Genomic DNA, 16687 nt, shown 5'->3' on the forward strand with positions numbered 1-16687 from the left:
TCGACCAGCTCCCGGCGCAGGGCGACGGCCTGCTCGGAGACCACGACGGCTTCGGCCCACCGCCCCACCTCCGCCAGCCGGAGGAGGTGGTTGTTCAGCGAGGTGGCCAGCTCGGGCAGGTAGGCGTCCCGGTTGAACCTGGCCAATTCCTCGAACAAGGCGACGGCCTGCTCGGAGATCGGTACGGCTTCGGCCCCCCGCTCCACCCCCGCCAGCAGGAGGGCGTGGTTGCTCAGCGACCTCGCCAGCTCGGGCAGGTGAGCGTCCCGGTTGAGTTCGGCCAGCTCCCGGCACACGGCGACGGCCTGCTCGGAGACCACGACGGCTTCCGCCCGCCGCTCCACCTCCGCCAGCCGGAGGGCGTGATTGTTCAGCGAAGTGGCCAGCTCGGACAGAAAGGCGTCCCGGTTGAGCCCGGCCAACTCCCCGTACAGGGCGACGGCCTGCTCGGAGACCACGACGGCTTCCGCCCACCGCCCCGTCTCCGCCAGCCGCGTCGCGTGATTGGCCAGCGAGGTGGCCAGGTCGGGCAGAAAGGCGTCCCGGTTGAGTTCGACCAGCTCCCGGCACAGGGCGACGGCCTGCTCGGAGATCGGTACGGCTTCGGCCTGCCGCTCCACCCTCGCCAGCAGGAGGGCGTGGTTGCTCAGCGACATCGCGAGGTCGCGCAGAAAGGCGTCGCGGTTGAGCTCGGTCAGCTCCCGGCACAGGGCGACGGCCTCCTCGGAGACTTCGACGGCTTCCGCCCACCGCCGCATCTCCATCAGCCGGTTTGCGTGATTGCTCAGCGACATCGCGAGGTCGCGCAGAAAGGCGTCCCGGTTGAGCCCCGCCAGCTCTCGGTGCAGGGCGACGGCCTCCTCGGAGACTTCGACGGCTTCCGCCCGCCGTCCCACCTTCGCCAGCCAGATGGCGTGGTTGTTCAGCGACATCGCCAGGTCGGGCAGAAAGGCGTCCCTGTTGAGGTCGGCCAACTGGCGGCGCAGGGGGACGGCCTGCTCGGACACCCCGATGGCTTCGGCCCGCCGCCCCATCTCCGCCAGCCGGAGGGCGTGGTTGTGCAGTGACATCACCAGGTCGGGCAGGTAGGCGTGCCGGTTGCGCTCGGCCAGTTCCCCATACAGGGCGACGGCCTGCTCGGACATCTCGACGGCTTCGGCCCGCCGCCCCATCTCCGCCAACCGGGTCGCGTGGTTGTTCAGGGCGGTGGTCAGGTTGGGCAGGTGGGCGTCGCGGTCAAGCCCGGCCAGCTCCCTGTGCAGGGCGACGGCCTGCTCGGACACCTCGATGGCTTCGGCCCGCCGCCCCATCTCCGCCAGCAGGAGGGCGTGATTGGTCAGCGACATCGCCAGGTAGGGCAGGCAAGCGTCACGGTTGAGCCCGGCCAACTCCCGGTACAGGGTGACGGCCTGCCGGCTGGCCTCCAAGGCGGGCCGATGCTGACCCGCGTTTGCCAGGCGCACGGCATGGCCGGAGTGAAGTGCGGCGTGCTCGGCCGGGTCGGTGGTGGTGGCCAGGCGGTGCGCGGTCAACCGGGTGGACAGCGCCGCCGTGCCGATGTCCAGGTCGATGTGCCGGCCGGCCGGCAGGTGGGCTTCGATGTGCTGCAACAGGGTGGGTTCGATGCCGGGCAGGCCGGCCAGACGGGCCAGGGTCGCGCCGCCGGCGTACCGCATCAGCTCGGGCCGGGTGGCGAGCAGCGGGTACAGCTGTGTGGCGGCCACATGCGGCCATCGGCGAGCGGTCTCGATCAGCATGGTCAGGGCCGGGCGGATCCACGGCGGCACCTGCCCCTGGCCGGCTTGCCCGGCCGGGTCGGAGAGCAAGCCGGACAAGGCGTGACCTGCCCAGTCATCACCGGCGAGCCCGCCCACGGCGGGGTCGGGAATCGCCAGGGCGGCGAAGTCCTCCGCGAGCCGGTCCGGATACAGCGGCTCCAGCACGGTGCCCGCCTGGGCCGGCGGATAGCAGTACGCGTGGTCGTCGAGCAGGGTGTTCGCCCGCTCGACAGTCTCGGCCAGATCGGCGTGCCGCAACGCCCGGCGGGCGTCGGGGCGCGCCAGCGGCCGGGTGAACGTGGCGGTGAAGACCGCCCGGCCCATGGTGACCGGGTCACTGACCAGCGGCTCAGGCAGGCGGCGGTGCAGCTCGGCCCAGTGCTCGCGCTCGCGGCGCAGCAGATAGGCCGAGGCGCGGGCCGGGTCGCCGGGTTCCTCCTCACCGTGGCGGTGAGCGTCGACCGCGGCCAGCGCCGCGATGTGCACGGTCAGCACCTGGGCGTACTCGGCGTCGTCGGCCAGGCCGGCGGGCGTCGCGATCGTCGCCGCCCGCTCGGCCGGCAGGGCGAGCGCGGCGGCGAAGTGATCGCGTGCTTCGGCGAACAGCCGCTGCCGCATCGCCGGCTCGGCGACCAGCGGCGGCAACGCCTGGGCGTCGGCGTCGAGGTCCAGCACCCGCTCGGCCCAGGCGGCGATGCTGTCCCACCACACCCCGGCCGGGCGGGCCAGCAGCAGCACCCGCACCCGGCCCGCCCGCAGGACCGGCTCCTGCAGCAGCTCGTACAGGGCCGGCACCGGCCAGCGCTCGGCATAGTCCACCACCAGCAGCAGCCCCGCCCCGCGCGCATCCGCCCCGGCGACGGCACTGGCCCGCACCGCGCCCGGCGGGTTGGTGCCGGCCTGCCACACCCGCCACCCGGCCTGACGCGACAGCTCGGCGAACCGGGCGGCCAGCCGGGTCTTGCCCTGCCCGCCCGGCCCGTGCAACAGCCGCACCCCCAACCCGGGCGCCGCCTCATCGTCTCGCCAGCCGGTCAGCTTCCGCAGATCCTCCTGCCGGCCGGTGAAGGGCACCACCTGAGATCCGGCCCTCAACAGCAGGGACGGCTGCGCCCGTACCCGGGCCGGCCGCACCGGCCGCGGTTCCGCGGGAAAGTCCTCGATCCGGTAGGCGGGCTTCCACTGGTGGACGTTCAGCACGCCGTCCTGTACCGCGTTGACCACCCCGCCCGCACCCGGCGCATTCACCTGCACCTTGCCCTGGGGCACGGCGCCCGCGAGTGACGGCGGCTCGGTCACGACGACGGCTCCTGCCCGCCACCGCCCGGCCGGCCGCCGGGGGCGGCGGGATTGTGGATGTTCAGGGTGCCGCCCTGGACCGCGTTCACCGTCCCGCCCGCGGCCGGCATGTTCAGCTGCGTCTGCGTGCCCGGTGGCGGGTGAAGCCGCACCGGCGGCTCGGTACCCGAGGCGCTCTCGGCCGTGATCCGCCTGCGATCGGATCGCAGCTGCAGCAGCAGCGCGGCGACCGCGATCACCAACCCGGCCGCCCCGATGAACATGCTCACCACGCTGGCCCGCTGGTCGAGGACCTGCAGGACCTCCGGCGGCAGTCGCAGCGGGTCGGCGAAGAAGCCCACCAGCCCGACCACCAGCAAGGCGGCCGTCACCACCAGGGCCGTGACGACCGCCCCGCGCCGCACCCGCGACCTCGACCCGCGTCCGGAATCCGCGCCCGTCTTGGACATGCCTCCAGAGTGCTCCCGGACCGGCGCGAGTGACAGACCCACCGCGCAGCCACCCGCTACGGCTGTCCGCCGAGCGGATCACCTCCCCTAGCGGCGACAGCGGGGCCCTCGCGGGCGGGCGCCGGCTCAGGCGGCGCACTCGAGGCAGACCTGCTGACCGCCCGGCCCCGAGGCGCGCTGGCTACGGTGCATCACCAGGAAGCAGTGCGAGCAGGTGAACTCGTCCGCCCGAGGCGGGATCACCCGCACCGCCAGCTCCTCGCCCGACAGATCCGCGCCGGGCAGTTCGAGCGACTCGGCCAGCTCGGTCTCGTCGACGTCGATGCCGCCGGACGACAGGTCGGGGCGGCGGGTCAGAGTGTCCGTGAAGCCCTCCTGTCCGGAGTCGTCGATCTTGCGCGGGCTGTCGTAGTCGGTCACCATGGCGTTCATCTGTCTCCTCATGTCGTGCCTGCTGGCCGGTGGCCGCCGCTCTTGTGCCCAAATATGGGGAAATAGTCCCCTCCGGGCGAGAGAAAATCGGATCCTTCGCGGGACGGCCGAAGAAGTATGATCCGGGTATGAGCGACGTCAAGAAGCGCATCACCATCACCGTGGACCCCCACCTGGCCGGATACGCCGAGCAACTCGTGCAGGCGGGCAAGGCGGAGTCGGTGTCGGCCGCCTTCAACGAGGCCATGGCGATCAAGCGGCAGCGTGACCAGCACGCCCTGGCCAAGCTCCGCGAACGCGCGGCCCAAGCCGACCCCGCGCGGGTGGAGCGCATGAGAAGGCACATCGACGCCCAGAGCCGCGAGGCGGGCTTCGAGGTGGCCGCGGGTGAGTGACCACGTGCCGGCGCCGTACATCCTCGACGCCGGCGTCCTGGCGGAGATCGCGCGAGGCGACGCCGACCTCATCGGGCTCGTCCTGGACTACGACCGGATCGGCCAGCCCCTGGTCATCTCGGCGCTGACGGCCGCCGGGGCGCTGCTGGACGCCCCCGGGGAGGAGGCGAGCGCGCTGCTGTCCGGTCTGACCGCGTTCGAGCACGTCCAGGTGGCGGCGCTCGACGGCGTGGAACAGGCGGCCCTGCTCGCCCAGATGATCCAGCGGACGGGCGTCGACCCGTGGGACGCGCATGTCGCGGCGCTGGCCCTCATGGCGACCTGCCCGATCCTCACGCTCGACCGCTCCCGCTGGGAGCGGACCGCCGCAGGACTGGACGATCCGCTCTACTTCATCGAGATCGCCGACCCCGGCGAGTGAGGCCGGGAGGCGACGGTTCAGACGGGGGACGGGATCCTGGCCGGCCCGGTCAACGGAGGGTAGCTCTCGGCGCCCGTACGTTCGGCCGCGTCGATGTAGTCGGCGAGCGCCTCGCGGGAGCGGGCGAGCCTGTCCAGCTGATCGTCCAGCCGCCGCAGCCGTGACCGCATCGCGGCCAGCAGCTCGGGACAACCGAGCAGCTCCGGGGCCTCTCCGACGGCACAGGGCAGCAGGTACGCGATGTCCTCCGACGACAGGCCGGCGCCGAGCAGGTGCCGGATCTGCCTCACCCGGAGCACGGCGCTCTCGTCGTACTCGCGGTAACCGTTCGCGCCGCGTTCCGGCTGCAGCAGGCCCTGCGCCTCGTAGTAGCGCAGCTGGTGGGTGTTCACGCCTGTTCTACGACTCAATTCGCCGATCAGCATCCAAGCCTCGCTTGACCTTCATACCGGTATCAACGATGACGATGCTGCCATGAACCGCACAACCGAAACATCTGTGACCGTCATCGGGCTCGGGCTGATGGGCCGGGCGCTCGCCGCCGCGTTCCTGAAGGCCGGGCATGCCACGACCGTGTGGAACCGTACGAGCTCCAAGGCCGGCCCGCTGGTGGCCGAGGGCGCGCGACTGGCGCCGACGGTCGGCGACGCCGTCAAGGCAAGCCCCCTGACGATCATCTGCCTCACCGACTACCCGGCCGTGCGCGAACTGCTCGAACTGCTCGACGCGAGCGAACTGGCCGGCACGACGCTGATCAACCTCACCTCGGGCGACTCCGCGCAGGCCCGCGACACCGCCCGATGGGCCGGGCAGCGCGGCGCCCGCTACCTGGACGGCGCCATCATGGCCGTCCCCCCGGCCATCGGGACCGCCGAGGCGGTGATCCTGCACAGCGGGCCGCGGCCGGACTTCGACGCGCACAAGCCGGTGCTCGACGCGCTCGGCACCGCCACCTACCTCGGCGAGGACCCCGGGCTGGCGTCCCTGTACGACGTGGCCGGCCTCGCCATGATGTGGAGCGTGCTGAACGCCTGGCTCCAGGGCACGGCCCTGGTCGCGACGGCCGGGGTCGACGCCGCGACGTACGCGCCGTTCGCCCGGCAGCTCGCCGCCGGGGTGGCCGAGTGGCTGCCCGGGTACGCCGAGCAGATCGACCGCGGCTCCTTCCCCGCCGAGGTGTCGGCCCTGGAGACCGACGCGCGGGCGATGGAGCACCTGATCGCGGAGAGCGAGGCGGCAGGGGTCAACGCCGAGCTGCCGAAGCTGTTCAAGGCGATGGCCGACCGCGCGATCGCCGCCGGACACGGCGGGGAGCAGTACCCGGTGCTGATCGAGGAGTTCAGCAGGCCCGGCGGCGACTGACCGACGGGGCGCCCGCCGGGCACACGTTCCGCGCCTGGAGCCTGAGCCCGGCGAGTTCGTCATTCAGGATCGCGACGAGTTCGTCCAGGTCAGGGAGACCGGCGGGATCGGCGATGACGGTGACGGCGACCGTGCCGGCGTAGGACAGGATCTCGAAGCTGACCGTCACGTTGCCGTTGTCCGCGACCGCCACCGGGATGATCTCCCGGACGGCCGCGCCCGCGACGGTCAGCGGCCGGTCACGCCGACGGCGTGGGCTGGAGACGTAAGGCTCCGCTGGAAGGGAGGCCGCCATGGACTTGTGCCCGTCCTACTCAGGCGGGGTCCGAGATCTCGATGACGTGCAGCGGCTCGTCGAAGGCGCGGACGGCCGGCGCCCAGTGAGCGCCTTCGAGGGTAAGGACGGGGCAGACCGCGGTGTCGGCCAGTGCGGCGACATGGGCGTCGCCCCAGTCGAGGTGAGTCCGGTTGAGCACCGACGCCAGGATGACGCCGTGGTCGGGCTCGCGAAGACCGGCCACGGTCAGCTGGTCCATGGTGGCCGGTGTCGAGGATGAGCGGCGGCAGCGTCATTGAGCCTCGCCGCTCAGCGCGGCGAGCTGACGGGCGACATGGTCCATCCGGCGCTCCACGAGGCCGTGGTCGGCCCCGGCATGAGCGCGGTCGCAGTGGGCCTGGAGGATCGCTCTGCGGCGCCGGTCCTCGCGGACCTTCGCGGCCAGGGCCTCGTTGACGTAGGCGGACAGTGAGCCGGGCTGGGTCCTGGCGTATTCGACAAGCTCCTGGTCACCGCCATACTCACTGGCCTGGTGGCCGTTCGCTCGCCGCCCAGTCTGGCATCGGACGTGAAGCAACTACCGATGGGCTCGCTCCCTGAACATCGGTCTCGCACGGCCGTCAAAAAAGTGATATCACTTAGATAGCAGAGTGAAAGTCACTGGGAGGGACGGACGATGGCGAACACATCGAGCGGGGCCACACTTGAGGCCGCTGTCGTGGACATGCCCGCACCGCGCACGGGTGAGCACCCGGTGCGGGCGGCCAACGGGTTCGTGATGCTGGGAGTGGCGACGGCGCTCACCCTGGGCGGGATCGCGCTGCTCGTCGTGGGGATCGCCATGCTCGCCTCGGGGGCCGGGCAGGGCGGCATCTGGGTGGGCGTCGCGAGCATCCTGATGATCCTGCTCGGGTTCTTCCTGTACTTCGGCCTCACCGCGGTGGCGCCGGGCGAGGCCAGGGTGGTGCAGCTGCTCGGCCGGTACGTCGGCACTCTGCGCACCCCCGGCTTCCAGTGGGTCAACCCGATCACGGTGCGCCGCCGGGTGTCCACGAGGATCCGCAACCACGAGACGGACGTGACGAAGGTCAACGACGCGGACGGCAACCCGATCCAGATCGCGACCGTGGTCGTCTGGCAGGTGCAGGACACCGCGCAGGCGGTCTTCGAGGTGGACGACTTCGTGGAGTTCGTGGCCATCCAGGCGGAGACGGCCGTACGGCACATCGCGGGCAGCTACCCCTACGACGCGCACGGCGAGCCCAGGCTGTCCCTGCGGGACAACGCCGACGAGATCAACGAGCGGCTGTCCACGGAGATCTCGGCCAGGGTGGCGTCCGCCGGGGTCAAGGTCATCGAGTCCCGCATCATCCACCTGGCGTACGCGCCCGAGATCGCCCACGCCATGCTGCGCCGCCAGCAGGCCGGCGCGGTGGTGGCGGCCCGGCAGCGGATCGTCGACGGGGCGGTCGGCATGGTGGAGATGGCCCTGGCCAAGCTCGCCGAGCACAACGTGGTCGAGCTGGACGAGGAGCGCAAGGCGGCCATGGTGAGCAACCTGCTCGTGGTGCTGGTCGGTGACCGCGACACCCAGCCCGTGGTCAACACGGGCACGCTCTACCAGTAATCACGTGGAGCGGAAGAAGATCCTGCTGCGGCTTGACCCGGTGGTACACGACGCGCTGGCCAGGTGGGCGTCCGACGAGCTGCGCAGCACGAACTCCCAGATCGAGTTCCTGCTGCGCAGGGCCCTTTCCGAGGCCGGGCGCCTGCCTGACGGGGTGGGGCGGATGCGCCCGCGCGGCCGGCCGAGGAAAGTGCCGGAGGACGACGCAGCGGACGACACAGCGGACGACACAGGCCAGGAAGAGGAACGGGAGCGGGCGGATGGAGACGCGAGTGAAGCAGGGTGAGTCACTGACCCGGTCGGCCTTCCTGCTGGCCTTCGACCTGCGCAAGGACAGGCTGACCCAGCGGGGCGAGCTGGGCTACCTGCTGCGCGCCGCCGCCCTCGCCGAGTTGCTGCTGGCGGGCAACCTGGCGGACGAGTCGGGCAAGGCGCGCGCTCTCACCGCCCCGGCCGCCGAGCCGGGTTCCCTGCCGGCCCTGGTCTGGGAGCAGATCGCCGGCTCACCGCCCCGCTCGTGGCGGCGATGGGTGCAGAAGGACCACGGCAAGGCGGTCGGCGTCGTACGCGACGAGCTGGCCGCCGCCCGGTTGATCAGCGTGGAGCGGCGCCGGATCCTGCTGTTCAGGGTCGAACGGATCACGCCGCGCAAGGCGTACCTGTCGCGCAGGCTGGCCGAGCGCGTCGGCGCGGCGGTCCGCGGCGGCCGGCCGGTCGGCCGCCTGGATGACGACGTCCGCGTCCTGGCGGCGCTGGCCGCGGCGGCCCGGCTCAGCACGGTGGTCGCGTCCCGGCGGGAGACGCATCTGCGCCGGGACCGGATCCAGCAGCTGTCCGCGCCCGTCGAGCCGATCGCGACCGCGCTGCGCAAGAGCATCGAGGCGGCCAGGTCGGCGAGCTCGGCCGGCTGACGCGCCTACTAAGACGTCGGGGCCGAGCACAGCGGGCGTCCATGGCGAGCGACCCGTACGATGACCGCGCAGACCCTGGCACCTCGGCCCCCACCAGGCCGTCAGAGCCTGCGAGGGTGTTCCTCGGGGATCCGTCAGGAGGCGGCTGCCGGGTGCGGGTCGCCGAGGTACGGGAATCGGTCCAGGGTGTCGGTGTGCGGCTGCAGGCCGGTGGGCGGAGCCTCGTTCTTGGTGAGGAACGCGACGCGGATGTCGATGACGTCTTCGGTGAACGTCCGGCCGTTGGGGTAGGCGGCCGGTTTGGACGGGTCGAAGCGCAGCACGTCCGGCAGGAGGCCGTGCTCGTCGATCGCGGCGATGGCCTCCTCCTGCGAGTAGCCACCGGTGTGGCCCAGCAGGTGAACGAACTGATCCGTCCACTTGTCGCGGTCGTCGACCGGCTCGCCGGCGTTGTAGTCCTCCTTGGTGTCGTCGGTGTTGAAGAAGCTGCTCATGGACGGGTGTCCGGCCCGGTCGGCGTGGACGAGCTCGCCGTCGCGCAGGACGCTGCACCGGCCCCAGATGTGCAGCGCGGACTTGGGTGCCAGCTCTGCGGTCGGCAGTTCGACGGCCATGGAGAAGACGTTGGCCGTGAGGTTGGAGTCGACGCCGGTCCAGGGGGACTTCCCGCCCAGGTGCGGTGCGGTGAAGTTCCGTTTGCCGCTGGTGTCGAACAGGTTCTTGATGCCGTCGAAGTCGAAGAAGAAGGCGTCACTGCGGCTGCCGGCGGCCACCTTGTAGTCGCCGCTGCCGACCACGTTGGCCTGAGGGCCGAAGGAGACGGCGGCGTCCGACACGATTTCGGTGCCGGCCGCCTCCGGTTTGCGGGCCTCCGCTCCGGTCGCCATGAACACGCTGTAGGTCTGGGAGCCGTCGGACGCCGGTGGGCTGAAGACCCAGCTGAAGGCGACGTCGGTCAGGTAGTCGCCGTCGCTGTCGATGTTCAGCCGGTAGACGGCGTCGGGGTGCAGCGCATCGGCGTTGGGATTGGCGTTGAGAATGAGAACGGTCCTGCTCGGATCCCCGGGTGCCGTGAAGGCGTACAGGTCGCACAGATCGAGGCGCTGGTCCCCGAGTGGTGGCCCGAGGCTGAGGCCGGTGAAGTGGTTGGACATGTCAGGCCCTTTCCCTGCTCGCTCACCGGACAGCCGCCGGAACGCTCCATCTGCGGGTTAAGCACCTTCCGCCGACATCAAGGAGAGGTATTGATGGGCGGGGAGTCGCTCCGCTCGTCCATGCCTTCATCGCCTCGCAGTACGACGTACCAGCGTCTGGTGACCAGCAGCACCGCCGTGCCCCCGTCCGGATGGCGAGGTCGGACCGCAAGAGCACGGACCTCGAAAGGAGTTCCGTGCTCTTGCGCGTTCGCGGCCGTGGGCTGCTCGGCAGGCTTCACGGGCGCAGGTCCGCCGTGACGACCAGTTCGTCCTCTCCTCCGCTGCTTTCCACGGCGACGTTGACAGCGTCGAGGGTGACGAAGGCGTCCGCCTCGGTCGGCGCCGCCTTGGGCAGTGGCACCCTGCGAGGGAGCGCGAAGGGCAACGGCAGGCGCTGCCCTTTCAGGAGGGGCGAGACGATCGCGCTGAGCAACTGCCCCACGTTGGCCAGCCCGATCAGCCCGGCCAGGATCGGCCCGACGATCGGGATGGCCGATACGGCGGCGACGAGAACCGCGACGGCCTTCCGCGTGCCGGCGCCGAAGGCGATGTTCGGGGTGCCCTGGATGGTCGCCACGATTTCCCAGCTGTCGTTGACGAGGTGCGCGTCGACAGTGAGGTCCGCCGTCGCGGTCGCTGTGTCGCTCACCGAGATCGGCCCGATGACGAGATCGGGCACCAGGGGGAGGTCGGCGGAGAGGGTGAGCCGGGCCGACCAATGAACCTGGAAATCGGCGATCCGGATCCGGTCGGGGGTTCTGAGGTCGACGGATCCGCCGCTCATGGTCGCGGAAGCGGAGTATCCGACCTTGAAGGGGCCGAGCTGCGCCGTATCGCTGGCGGTGATCGGCCGCATCCGGGATTCGGCGAAGGCGACGAGCGCCGTCGCGCCGGACTCGTCCACCGCGGTGGTGATCTCTGGCATGGTGGTCATCCTCATGTGACGTTGGCGTAGATCTTGATCTGGTCATCCGCGATGACGGGAGCCCCCGCCAACCGGAGCGGGACGGACGGGGGAAGCAGGTTCCGCAGGGGAATCTGCACCTGGGCGAGGAAGCCGCCGAGCAACGCCTTGATGACTTCCTCGAGCAGCGATTCCAGGCTGTCCGGCGTGATGTCGACCAGTTCCAGCGCGTCCAGCCTGAACGTGAGGACGTCGCCGATCGCCTCGGGGTGGGCGGTGGCGACCACGGCCAGATTGATGTCCTTGGGGCCGGCCGGAAGCTGGACCTTGAGATCCAGGGACGAGGTGAGGTGTACGTCCCCCTGTCCCAGCTCGACGTGGACGTCGGTGAACGACACCTCCCAGTCCACCCCGCCGATCCCGGGCAACTGGATGGGCTGCATGGTCGCCGAGCTGAACGTGACGTAGGCGGGGCGCGCTGCGATCAGAGCTTGGAGCACGTCGTTGAGCGCGTTCTCGTGGACGGCCCCGTACACGGTGGCCTTTTGGGTAAGACTCATGCTCTCACCGTCCGTGATCTGCCCCTGAGACCGCTTCGGGGCAATCCCTAGGGTCGATGTCACTGGGGGCACATCGAGTAGACGGTGAAGGTGCCGTCGAAGCGCTCCGGGCCACGTGTCGCGAACCAGCCATGGCCGCCCAGTCCCTTCAGGGTCACCACTGGCGTGACGCGGCGGGTCTGGGCGTCGTAGTTCGCCGAGACCGAGGACAGCGAACGCCAGAAGGTGTTGCCGCCGAAGCCGAAGTCGTATCCGGAGGGCCAGGCGATGGTGTATTTGAGGTTGTCGTCGTTGATGTCCGAGACCTCGAAACTGCCGCCGCCGCGCGAGGCGTCGATCTCGCAGTCCGCCCCCAGCTCGATCGCCTGCAGATCGAAGTCGCTCTTCGTCTGTCCGCTCTCTCCGCCGCCGCCCGGCCATTGGCCTCTGATGGGGACGCTCTGCAGGCGCGGCGTGTTGGCGTACGGGGTGACGTTGACGACTCCGTGCCAGCTGTCGCTGCCGCCGCCGACGACGATGTCGGTCTGGAAGGAGCCTGCGGTCTTGTACACGTAGCCGGGGAAGGTGACCTTCATGCGCTCACCGGCTCCGAGGCTGTCGATGCTCAGGTCCTGCACCGGGTCATTCGGTCCAGGCGTCCAGCGGACGACGAACCGGGCAGTGTCGGAACCCCCCTGGTTGACCAGGTCGACCACGGCGCGCACGAGGTCGACTCGAGCACGGGCGGCCGACGGCTGGACGGCAACGTCGAGGATCTTCAGCTGAGCCGGCTTGATGAGCGTCACGGAGATCGCGTTCGGATCGGGCTGGTCCGGCCACCGCAGGACGTAACGGGCGCCGGGTGCGATCTGGCTGAAGTCCTCGCTGCCGAAGTTCAGGTTCAGCTGATACTGGGTGACGTAGGAGACCGAGACCTTCGAGTCCCTCAGTTTGTTGCCGGTCCTGTCCTGGAGCTCCACGGCCGGGACCGCGTCGCTGCGGAAGTTGTAGCCGTAGACGCCGACGACTTTGTCCGTGGGCAGGCTCATCGACCAGCCTTCGTTCAGGCCGGTGGTGCGCAGCTCCACGTTGTCGGGGGTGATCTGACAGACGCTGTGCGGCGGCCGAGGGGGCCGATTGTGGTGCTGCTGCCAGAACTTGAGCCGCTCGACGAGCGTGGTCAGGTCCGCGGACACGCGCGAACGCGCGAAGTCGATGTTGCAGCGGGCCTCGGTGCCGAACTTGGCGGTCAGCTGTTCGGCAGTGAGCCCGGCAAGCGTGACGGTCTCCTGGGCGAGGGAGCGAACGTCATTGGACGTGTCGGCCAGGATCTGTTTCGCGTCCGCCGTCAACTTGCCCTGCTGCTGCTCGATGAGGGAGTTCAGGCGCAACTGCAGCTGGGGAAGCTCGTTGCGCCAGGCCGACGACTCCCGTTGGATCACTTTCTGGGTGAGCTCGATCTGGCTGACGGCATCGGTGATCGCGTCGGTCGCTCCGCAGGAGGTGAGCGGCAGGATCAGCAGAGCGAGTGCTGTCCCGATGCGGCGCATCGTGAACACTGCGGTGAGCGCCTTGTTCCGCGCGCGCTCATCAACGGCCCCGTGGACGGTGGCCTGCTGCTTGAGTCTCATGGCTGCACGGTCCGCATTGCCGGGCAGCTTCCGCTACGGGGAAATCCCCAGGGTGAGGTGCCGGCGCGCCATGGATGGCAGTGCGTCAAGGGGCCGCGTACGGGAAATGCGAGGCACCGCATCCATGGCGAGGGCATTGCGGCCGCGGCGCGTGAGGTCGTCACCTCACGAGAAGCTCATCTCCGCCAGGCCCTTCTCCAGCGTCACGTCAGGCGAGTAGCCCAGCTCCTTCCTCGCGGCGGTGATGTCGTAGGAACGGTCACGGCCGGTGAAGCTGACGAGCCAGTTCGTCAGCGGCGGCGCCGTCTTCCGGCGAAGCAGGCGTGCCGTGCGGTCCATCATCGCCGCCATGGGCGCCGCCATCGCCAGAGGGACGCTGCGGCTCTTGGACAGATCCACGCCGCGGGTCGCCAGCAAGGGGGTGAGGAAGTCTCGGATGGGCATCGGCGTGCCGTCCGTCACGTGGTAGACCCCCGTGTGGCGGCCCCGCGTGAGCGCGAGGATCGCGGCACTGGCCAGGTTCTCGACGTGTACGAAGTCGACGATGTGCTTGCCGTCGTCGATCCAGGCGAACCGTCCGGCCTCGGCGACCTTGACCATCTCGTTGATCGTCGTCATTCCGCGGCCCCAGATGAACGGCGGGCGGAGCACCACCAGCTCGGTCTTCCCGCTGCGGGCTTTCAGGAGTGCGCGCTCGGTGGCCAGCTTGACCCGGCTGTAGGCGATGTTCGGCCGGCCCTCCGGCGTCGACTCGTCGACGACGGGACGGCGTTGACTGCCCGTGGAGACGGACGCGGCGCTGGTGAGCACGAAGCGTCGCACCCCGGCCGCGACACTCGCGGCGTGCAGGGCGGCCGTCGGCACGTGATTGGCCTGTTCGAAGAGCGAGTCGGGGCCCCAGAACTCCATGTACGCCGCGACGTGCACGACCGCGTCGGCCTCGCGCAGCTTGTCGAGCCAGTCCGGCGCAGGGGAGCCGGCCCGGCCGAGCTCGGCGAGATCGCCGGACACGGGTTCGGCGCCGGCCTCACGTACCCGCTGGATGCTCGAGCCCGATCTGGCCAGTGCCATGACCTCATGTCCCTCGGCGACGAGGCGGTGCACGAGAGTGCCGCCGACGAAACCGCTGCCGCCCGTGACGAAGATCTTCACCTGTTCACTCCTTGTGATTGAGCACGGATCCTCAGATGTATCGGCACCAAATAGTTCGATGCCAATGTATCGACGTCTATGTAACCTCCCGTACGATGGAGGCGTCAAGTGGGAGGTGGGCGATGCCACGCGCGAACGAGGGCGTGACCGCAGCACAGGTCGCCGACGAGTTCAGCCGTACGGCGAAGGTTCTCGTACGTCACTTCAACGAGCGTCTGGGCGAGCACGGGGTGTCGACACCGAGATCCCGCCTGGTGGTGGAGGTGGCGCGTTCGCAGCCGGTTCGTCTCACCGAGCTCGCTCTCGCGGTCGGCATCGCGCAGGGGACCGCCTCCACGCTGGTCGACGCGCTCGTCCGCGACGGACTGCTCGAACGCCAGACCAGCGCGGACGACCGCCGGTCCGTACTCCTTCGAGTGACGGCGCAAGGGGCCGCACTGGCCCAGGAGTGGACAGCCGGCTATGAGCTGGCGGCGGAAGAGCTGTTCAGGCCACTCGCCCCCGAGCAGCTGTCGACACTGGTCGACATCTTGCGGACGCTCAGCGCCGGCGAGGCGTCGGCCGCCGGCGACTGAAGAAGTCCTTGCCGGCGCGTGGATCGCCGGAGCGCCTCGCCACCGATGATCTGCGATCGCGAAGTCGCACAGCGAAGTCGGGCGCCCCGGTCAGCCGAGCCGCAGCATGTGGCCGGCCGATGGGGTGCCCCGGGCGGTCAGAGCGAAGAGCAGGTAGTAGCCGGGGATGCCGATGTACGGGTCGGGAGGGGTGATCACGGTGAGCTCCCGCTGGGTGCGGCCGGCTATCTCGAGCTCGATCAGGCGCTGGTCAGAGCTGTAGGCGTGGGTGACCGACGCGCACCGCAGGAGCGTCACCCGTTCGATCGACCGCGCATGGGGGGAGGTCAGCTTCAGCGGCCGGCCGTACCCGGCGTGATCGGCTTCGACCGTGATCTCCGGACGCGCCGCCGGCCGCGGTTTCCCGTCCGGGCCCACACCGTCGAACAGATAAGGCGGCGAGTACAGCTCCATGCGCAGCTCGCGGGCGTCGCCGTGGTGCGGATGGTCCGCGCGGACGCCGCCCCGGTTGCGCTGGCTGTCGTGGTTGGACCCGGCGATCCACACGCGCCCGCTGGCCAGGAGCAGCGCCACGGAGTGGTACATGCGGGGAATGGGGGTGTAGTCGCCGGGCTTCGAGCCGCGCTCCCAGCGGTCCTCGTCGGGCAGATATCTCTCCGGAACCGGGTTGGCGTCCTTGTCGTCGCCGCCCACCTCTGCCGTGGGCCAGTACCAGCGCAGCAGCTTCTCGCTGCTGCCGCCGTTGATCAGCAGCACGGAACCGTCCGGCAGCAGGACCGCGGTCGCGTACGCCCGCAGAGAGTAATCGCGTTTCTGCCCCGCCTGCCGCCAACCGGAGCGCGGCGTGCCGGCGTCGAACACCCAGGCGCGCTGACCACCGGCGATCAGTACGCGCTCCTCGTAATGCGGTGGGCGTAACGGCAGCAGGACGGAGGTGAAGGCGGCCCGTGCGTAGACGTCGGGCGGCCACCACACCCGCATGCCAGGAGGCGCGGGGCCCAGGGTGTCCAGGGCACCCGAGCGCAGACTGAGCCGGCGGGTACGGCGATCGCCGCCGCGCTCCTGATGAGCGGTCGCGCAGAACACCGTGCCGTCACGCAGCGCGTGCAAACGGGGGTAGTAGATCATGGGATACCGCGAGCCGAACAGCCAGAACCGGCCGGTGTCCTCCAGCTCGGGGATCATGGCGCCATGGCGCTGCCAGCGGCCGGCAGCCGGATCGAAGATCTCGTTGTGCAGCACCTCGTGCCCCGGCTGCAGCGGGCCGCCATGGCCGCTCATCGTCAGCACGGTGCCGTCGGCGAGGGTGACGCAGGTCGGGTACCACCGGGGCCAGGCCATGTCCTCCGCGCGTGACCATCGCTCCGTCCGCCAGTGGAAGACATGGCAGTCGGTGACGCCGGTGAAGTGGTAGGGCGCGTGCGGGTTGTCCGGCTCGCGGTCGTAGTTGGCCGTGCCGCCGGCGACGAACACGTCGCCGTCGGCCAGCATGCTGTGGCCGGCGCAGAAGAGGTCCACATGTGGCGCGTCCAGCTTGGTCACCTGGGTCGGACGGTCGGGATCCCACAGGCCCGAGGCGAAGCCGTGCTCGTGAAGGTGCATCTCGTCGTGCTCGGAGCCGGAGAAGAAGACGACCTTGCCCGACGGCAGGAGCGCCGCGTGGACGGGCAGGACGGGGCAGAGCAGTGGCTCGCCGTCCGCGTCTGTGACGCGCTCCCACATGTCCGGCATGGTGGCTC

20 protein-coding genes are annotated in these 16687 nt (G+C 70.2%); 7 read left to right on the forward strand and 13 right to left on the reverse strand.

The window, feature by feature from the left end:
• The 3 genes from BMW85_RS31650 to BMW85_RS31655 all read right to left on the reverse strand — a co-directional run.
• Positions 1-3077, reverse strand: a 3077-nt coding sequence (locus BMW85_RS31650; protein ID WP_177240981.1) for a tetratricopeptide repeat protein, incomplete at its 3' end; no start/stop codon positions are given.
• Positions 3074-3526, reverse strand: coding sequence for a hypothetical protein (locus BMW85_RS49860; protein WP_177240982.1), 453 nt, complete (start codon positions 3524-3526; stop codon positions 3074-3076). The genes BMW85_RS49860 and BMW85_RS31650, both read right to left, overlap by 4 nt.
• A 126-nt stretch (positions 3527-3652) precedes the next feature.
• A complete protein-coding gene (locus tag BMW85_RS31655; protein ID WP_091089018.1) occupies positions 3653-3949 on the reverse strand; it encodes a DUF4193 domain-containing protein in 297 nt (98 codons plus the stop codon).
• Between the two features lie 137 nt (positions 3950-4086).
• Here BMW85_RS31655 and BMW85_RS31660 point away from each other — a divergent pair, with 137 nt between their 5' ends.
• A complete protein-coding gene (locus BMW85_RS31660; RefSeq protein WP_091088759.1) occupies positions 4087-4353 on the forward strand; it encodes a hypothetical protein in 267 nt (88 codons plus the stop codon).
• Entirely contained in the window at positions 4346-4774 is a 429-nt protein-coding gene (locus BMW85_RS31665) for a PIN domain-containing protein (protein ID WP_143082465.1), read from the forward strand. The genes BMW85_RS31660 and BMW85_RS31665 overlap by 8 nt, the downstream gene beginning before the upstream one ends.
• 17 nt (positions 4775-4791) lie before the next feature.
• On the opposite strand, the gene BMW85_RS31670 is transcribed toward BMW85_RS31665, so the two are convergent.
• Positions 4792-5199, reverse strand: a complete 408-nt coding sequence (locus tag BMW85_RS31670; RefSeq protein ID WP_091088764.1) for a MerR family transcriptional regulator — start codon at positions 5197-5199, stop codon at positions 4792-4794.
• Between the two features lie 49 nt (positions 5200-5248).
• Here BMW85_RS31670 and BMW85_RS31675 point away from each other — a divergent pair, with 49 nt between their 5' ends.
• Positions 5249-6136: an NAD(P)-dependent oxidoreductase gene (locus BMW85_RS31675; protein WP_091088766.1), complete on the forward strand. Its 888-nt coding sequence runs from the start codon at positions 5249-5251 to the stop codon at positions 6134-6136.
• Here the strand turns inward: BMW85_RS31675 and BMW85_RS31680 are convergent.
• The 3 genes from BMW85_RS31680 to BMW85_RS31690 are packed head-to-tail and all read right to left on the reverse strand — an operon-like array spanning position 6114 to position 6990.
• Positions 6114-6431 (reverse strand): WS/DGAT domain-containing protein, encoded by a 318-nt coding sequence (locus BMW85_RS31680; protein WP_091088769.1) that lies wholly within the window; start codon positions 6429-6431, stop codon positions 6114-6116. The two genes, BMW85_RS31675 and BMW85_RS31680, sit on opposite strands and share 23 nt — an antisense overlap.
• Before the next feature lie 19 nt (positions 6432-6450).
• On the reverse strand, positions 6451-6672 hold the full coding sequence (locus BMW85_RS31685; RefSeq protein ID WP_091088771.1) for a hypothetical protein: 222 nt from the start codon (positions 6670-6672) through the stop codon (positions 6451-6453).
• Positions 6673-6705: 33 nt separating this feature from the next.
• On the reverse strand, positions 6706-6990 hold the full coding sequence (locus BMW85_RS31690; RefSeq protein WP_091088774.1) for a hypothetical protein: 285 nt from the start codon (positions 6988-6990) through the stop codon (positions 6706-6708).
• A 99-nt stretch (positions 6991-7089) separates the two neighbouring features.
• Here BMW85_RS31690 and BMW85_RS31695 point away from each other — a divergent pair, with 99 nt between their 5' ends.
• The 3 genes from BMW85_RS31695 to BMW85_RS31705 are packed head-to-tail and all read left to right on the forward strand — an operon-like array spanning position 7090 to position 8951.
• Complete coding sequence (locus tag BMW85_RS31695) at positions 7090-8040, forward strand: SPFH domain-containing protein (protein ID WP_091088776.1); 951 nt, start codon at positions 7090-7092, stop codon at positions 8038-8040.
• Positions 8041-8044: 4 nt separating this feature from the next.
• Positions 8045-8326 (forward strand): type II toxin-antitoxin system antitoxin, encoded by a 282-nt coding sequence (locus tag BMW85_RS31700; RefSeq protein WP_091088778.1) that lies wholly within the window; start codon positions 8045-8047, stop codon positions 8324-8326.
• A complete protein-coding gene (locus BMW85_RS31705) occupies positions 8313-8951 on the forward strand; it encodes a GPP34 family phosphoprotein (protein ID WP_218156004.1) in 639 nt (212 codons plus the stop codon). The genes BMW85_RS31700 and BMW85_RS31705 overlap by 14 nt, the downstream gene beginning before the upstream one ends.
• Positions 8952-9085: 134 nt before the next feature.
• Here the strand turns inward: BMW85_RS31705 and BMW85_RS31710 are convergent, their stop codons facing one another.
• The 5 genes from BMW85_RS31710 to BMW85_RS31730 form a co-directional block, all read right to left on the reverse strand.
• Positions 9086-10105, reverse strand: a complete 1020-nt coding sequence (locus tag BMW85_RS31710; protein WP_091088783.1) for a DUF4331 family protein — start codon at positions 10103-10105, stop codon at positions 9086-9088.
• 277 nt (positions 10106-10382) lie between these two features.
• The gene (locus tag BMW85_RS31715) at positions 10383-11072 is read right to left on the reverse strand and encodes a hypothetical protein (RefSeq protein WP_143082466.1); all 690 of its coding nucleotides are present in this window, start codon (positions 11070-11072) and stop codon (positions 10383-10385) included.
• Between the two features lie 11 nt (positions 11073-11083).
• Complete coding sequence (locus BMW85_RS31720) at positions 11084-11611, reverse strand: DUF1439 domain-containing protein (protein WP_143082467.1); 528 nt, start codon at positions 11609-11611, stop codon at positions 11084-11086.
• A gap of 59 nt (positions 11612-11670) precedes the next feature.
• Positions 11671-13221 carry an OmpH/Skp family outer membrane protein gene (locus BMW85_RS31725; RefSeq protein WP_091088789.1) on the reverse strand — a complete coding sequence of 517 codons (1551 nt, stop codon included), beginning with the start codon at positions 13219-13221 and terminating at the stop codon, positions 11671-11673.
• A gap of 165 nt (positions 13222-13386) precedes the next feature.
• The gene (locus tag BMW85_RS31730) at positions 13387-14373 is read right to left on the reverse strand and encodes an NAD-dependent epimerase/dehydratase family protein (RefSeq protein ID WP_091088793.1); all 987 of its coding nucleotides are present in this window, start codon (positions 14371-14373) and stop codon (positions 13387-13389) included.
• A 122-nt stretch (positions 14374-14495) separates the two neighbouring features.
• Here BMW85_RS31730 and BMW85_RS31735 point away from each other — a divergent pair, with 122 nt between their 5' ends.
• The gene (locus BMW85_RS31735; protein WP_091088794.1) at positions 14496-14948 is read left to right on the forward strand and encodes a MarR family winged helix-turn-helix transcriptional regulator; all 453 of its coding nucleotides are present in this window, start codon (positions 14496-14498) and stop codon (positions 14946-14948) included.
• A gap of 90 nt (positions 14949-15038) precedes the next feature.
• Here the strand turns inward: BMW85_RS31735 and BMW85_RS31740 are convergent, their stop codons facing one another.
• On the reverse strand, positions 15039-16679 hold the full coding sequence (locus BMW85_RS31740) for a galactose oxidase early set domain-containing protein (protein WP_091088797.1): 1641 nt from the start codon (positions 16677-16679) through the stop codon (positions 15039-15041).
• Between the last annotated feature and the right edge of the window lie 8 nt (positions 16680-16687).

Source organism: Nonomuraea wenchangensis, from assembly GCF_900111685.1.
Taxonomy (GTDB): Bacteria; Actinomycetota; Actinomycetes; order Streptosporangiales; family Streptosporangiaceae; genus Nonomuraea; species Nonomuraea wenchangensis.

Coding starts and splice junctions, on each gene's coding strand:
- BMW85_RS49860 (WP_177240982.1), bottom strand. CDS start 3,526: ATGTCCAAGACGGGCGCGGATTCCGGACGCGGGTCGAGGTCGCGGGTG.
- BMW85_RS31655 (WP_091089018.1), bottom strand. CDS start 3,949: ATGGTGACCGACTACGACAGCCCGCGCAAGATCGACGACTCCGGACAG.
- BMW85_RS31695 (WP_091088776.1), top strand. CDS start 7,090: ATGGCGAACACATCGAGCGGGGCCACACTTGAGGCCGCTGTCGTGGAC.
- BMW85_RS31710 (WP_091088783.1), bottom strand. CDS start 10,105: ATGTCCAACCACTTCACCGGCCTCAGCCTCGGGCCACCACTCGGGGAC.
- BMW85_RS31735 (WP_091088794.1), top strand. CDS start 14,496: ATGCCACGCGCGAACGAGGGCGTGACCGCAGCACAGGTCGCCGACGAG.
- BMW85_RS31720 (WP_143082467.1), bottom strand. CDS start 11,611: ATGAGTCTTACCCAAAAGGCCACCGTGTACGGGGCCGTCCACGAGAAC.
- BMW85_RS31680 (WP_091088769.1), bottom strand. CDS start 6,431: ATGGCGGCCTCCCTTCCAGCGGAGCCTTACGTCTCCAGCCCACGCCGT.
- BMW85_RS31660 (WP_091088759.1), top strand. CDS start 4,087: ATGAGCGACGTCAAGAAGCGCATCACCATCACCGTGGACCCCCACCTG.
- BMW85_RS31725 (WP_091088789.1), bottom strand. CDS start 13,221: ATGAGACTCAAGCAGCAGGCCACCGTCCACGGGGCCGTTGATGAGCGC.
- BMW85_RS31740 (WP_091088797.1), bottom strand. CDS start 16,679: ATGCCGGACATGTGGGAGCGCGTCACAGACGCGGACGGCGAGCCACTG.
- BMW85_RS31715 (WP_143082466.1), bottom strand. CDS start 11,072: ATGCCAGAGATCACCACCGCGGTGGACGAGTCCGGCGCGACGGCGCTC.
- BMW85_RS31685 (WP_091088771.1), bottom strand. CDS start 6,672: ATGGACCAGCTGACCGTGGCCGGTCTTCGCGAGCCCGACCACGGCGTC.
- BMW85_RS31670 (WP_091088764.1), bottom strand. CDS start 5,199: ATGCTGATCGGCGAATTGAGTCGTAGAACAGGCGTGAACACCCACCAG.
- BMW85_RS31675 (WP_091088766.1), top strand. CDS start 5,249: ATGAACCGCACAACCGAAACATCTGTGACCGTCATCGGGCTCGGGCTG.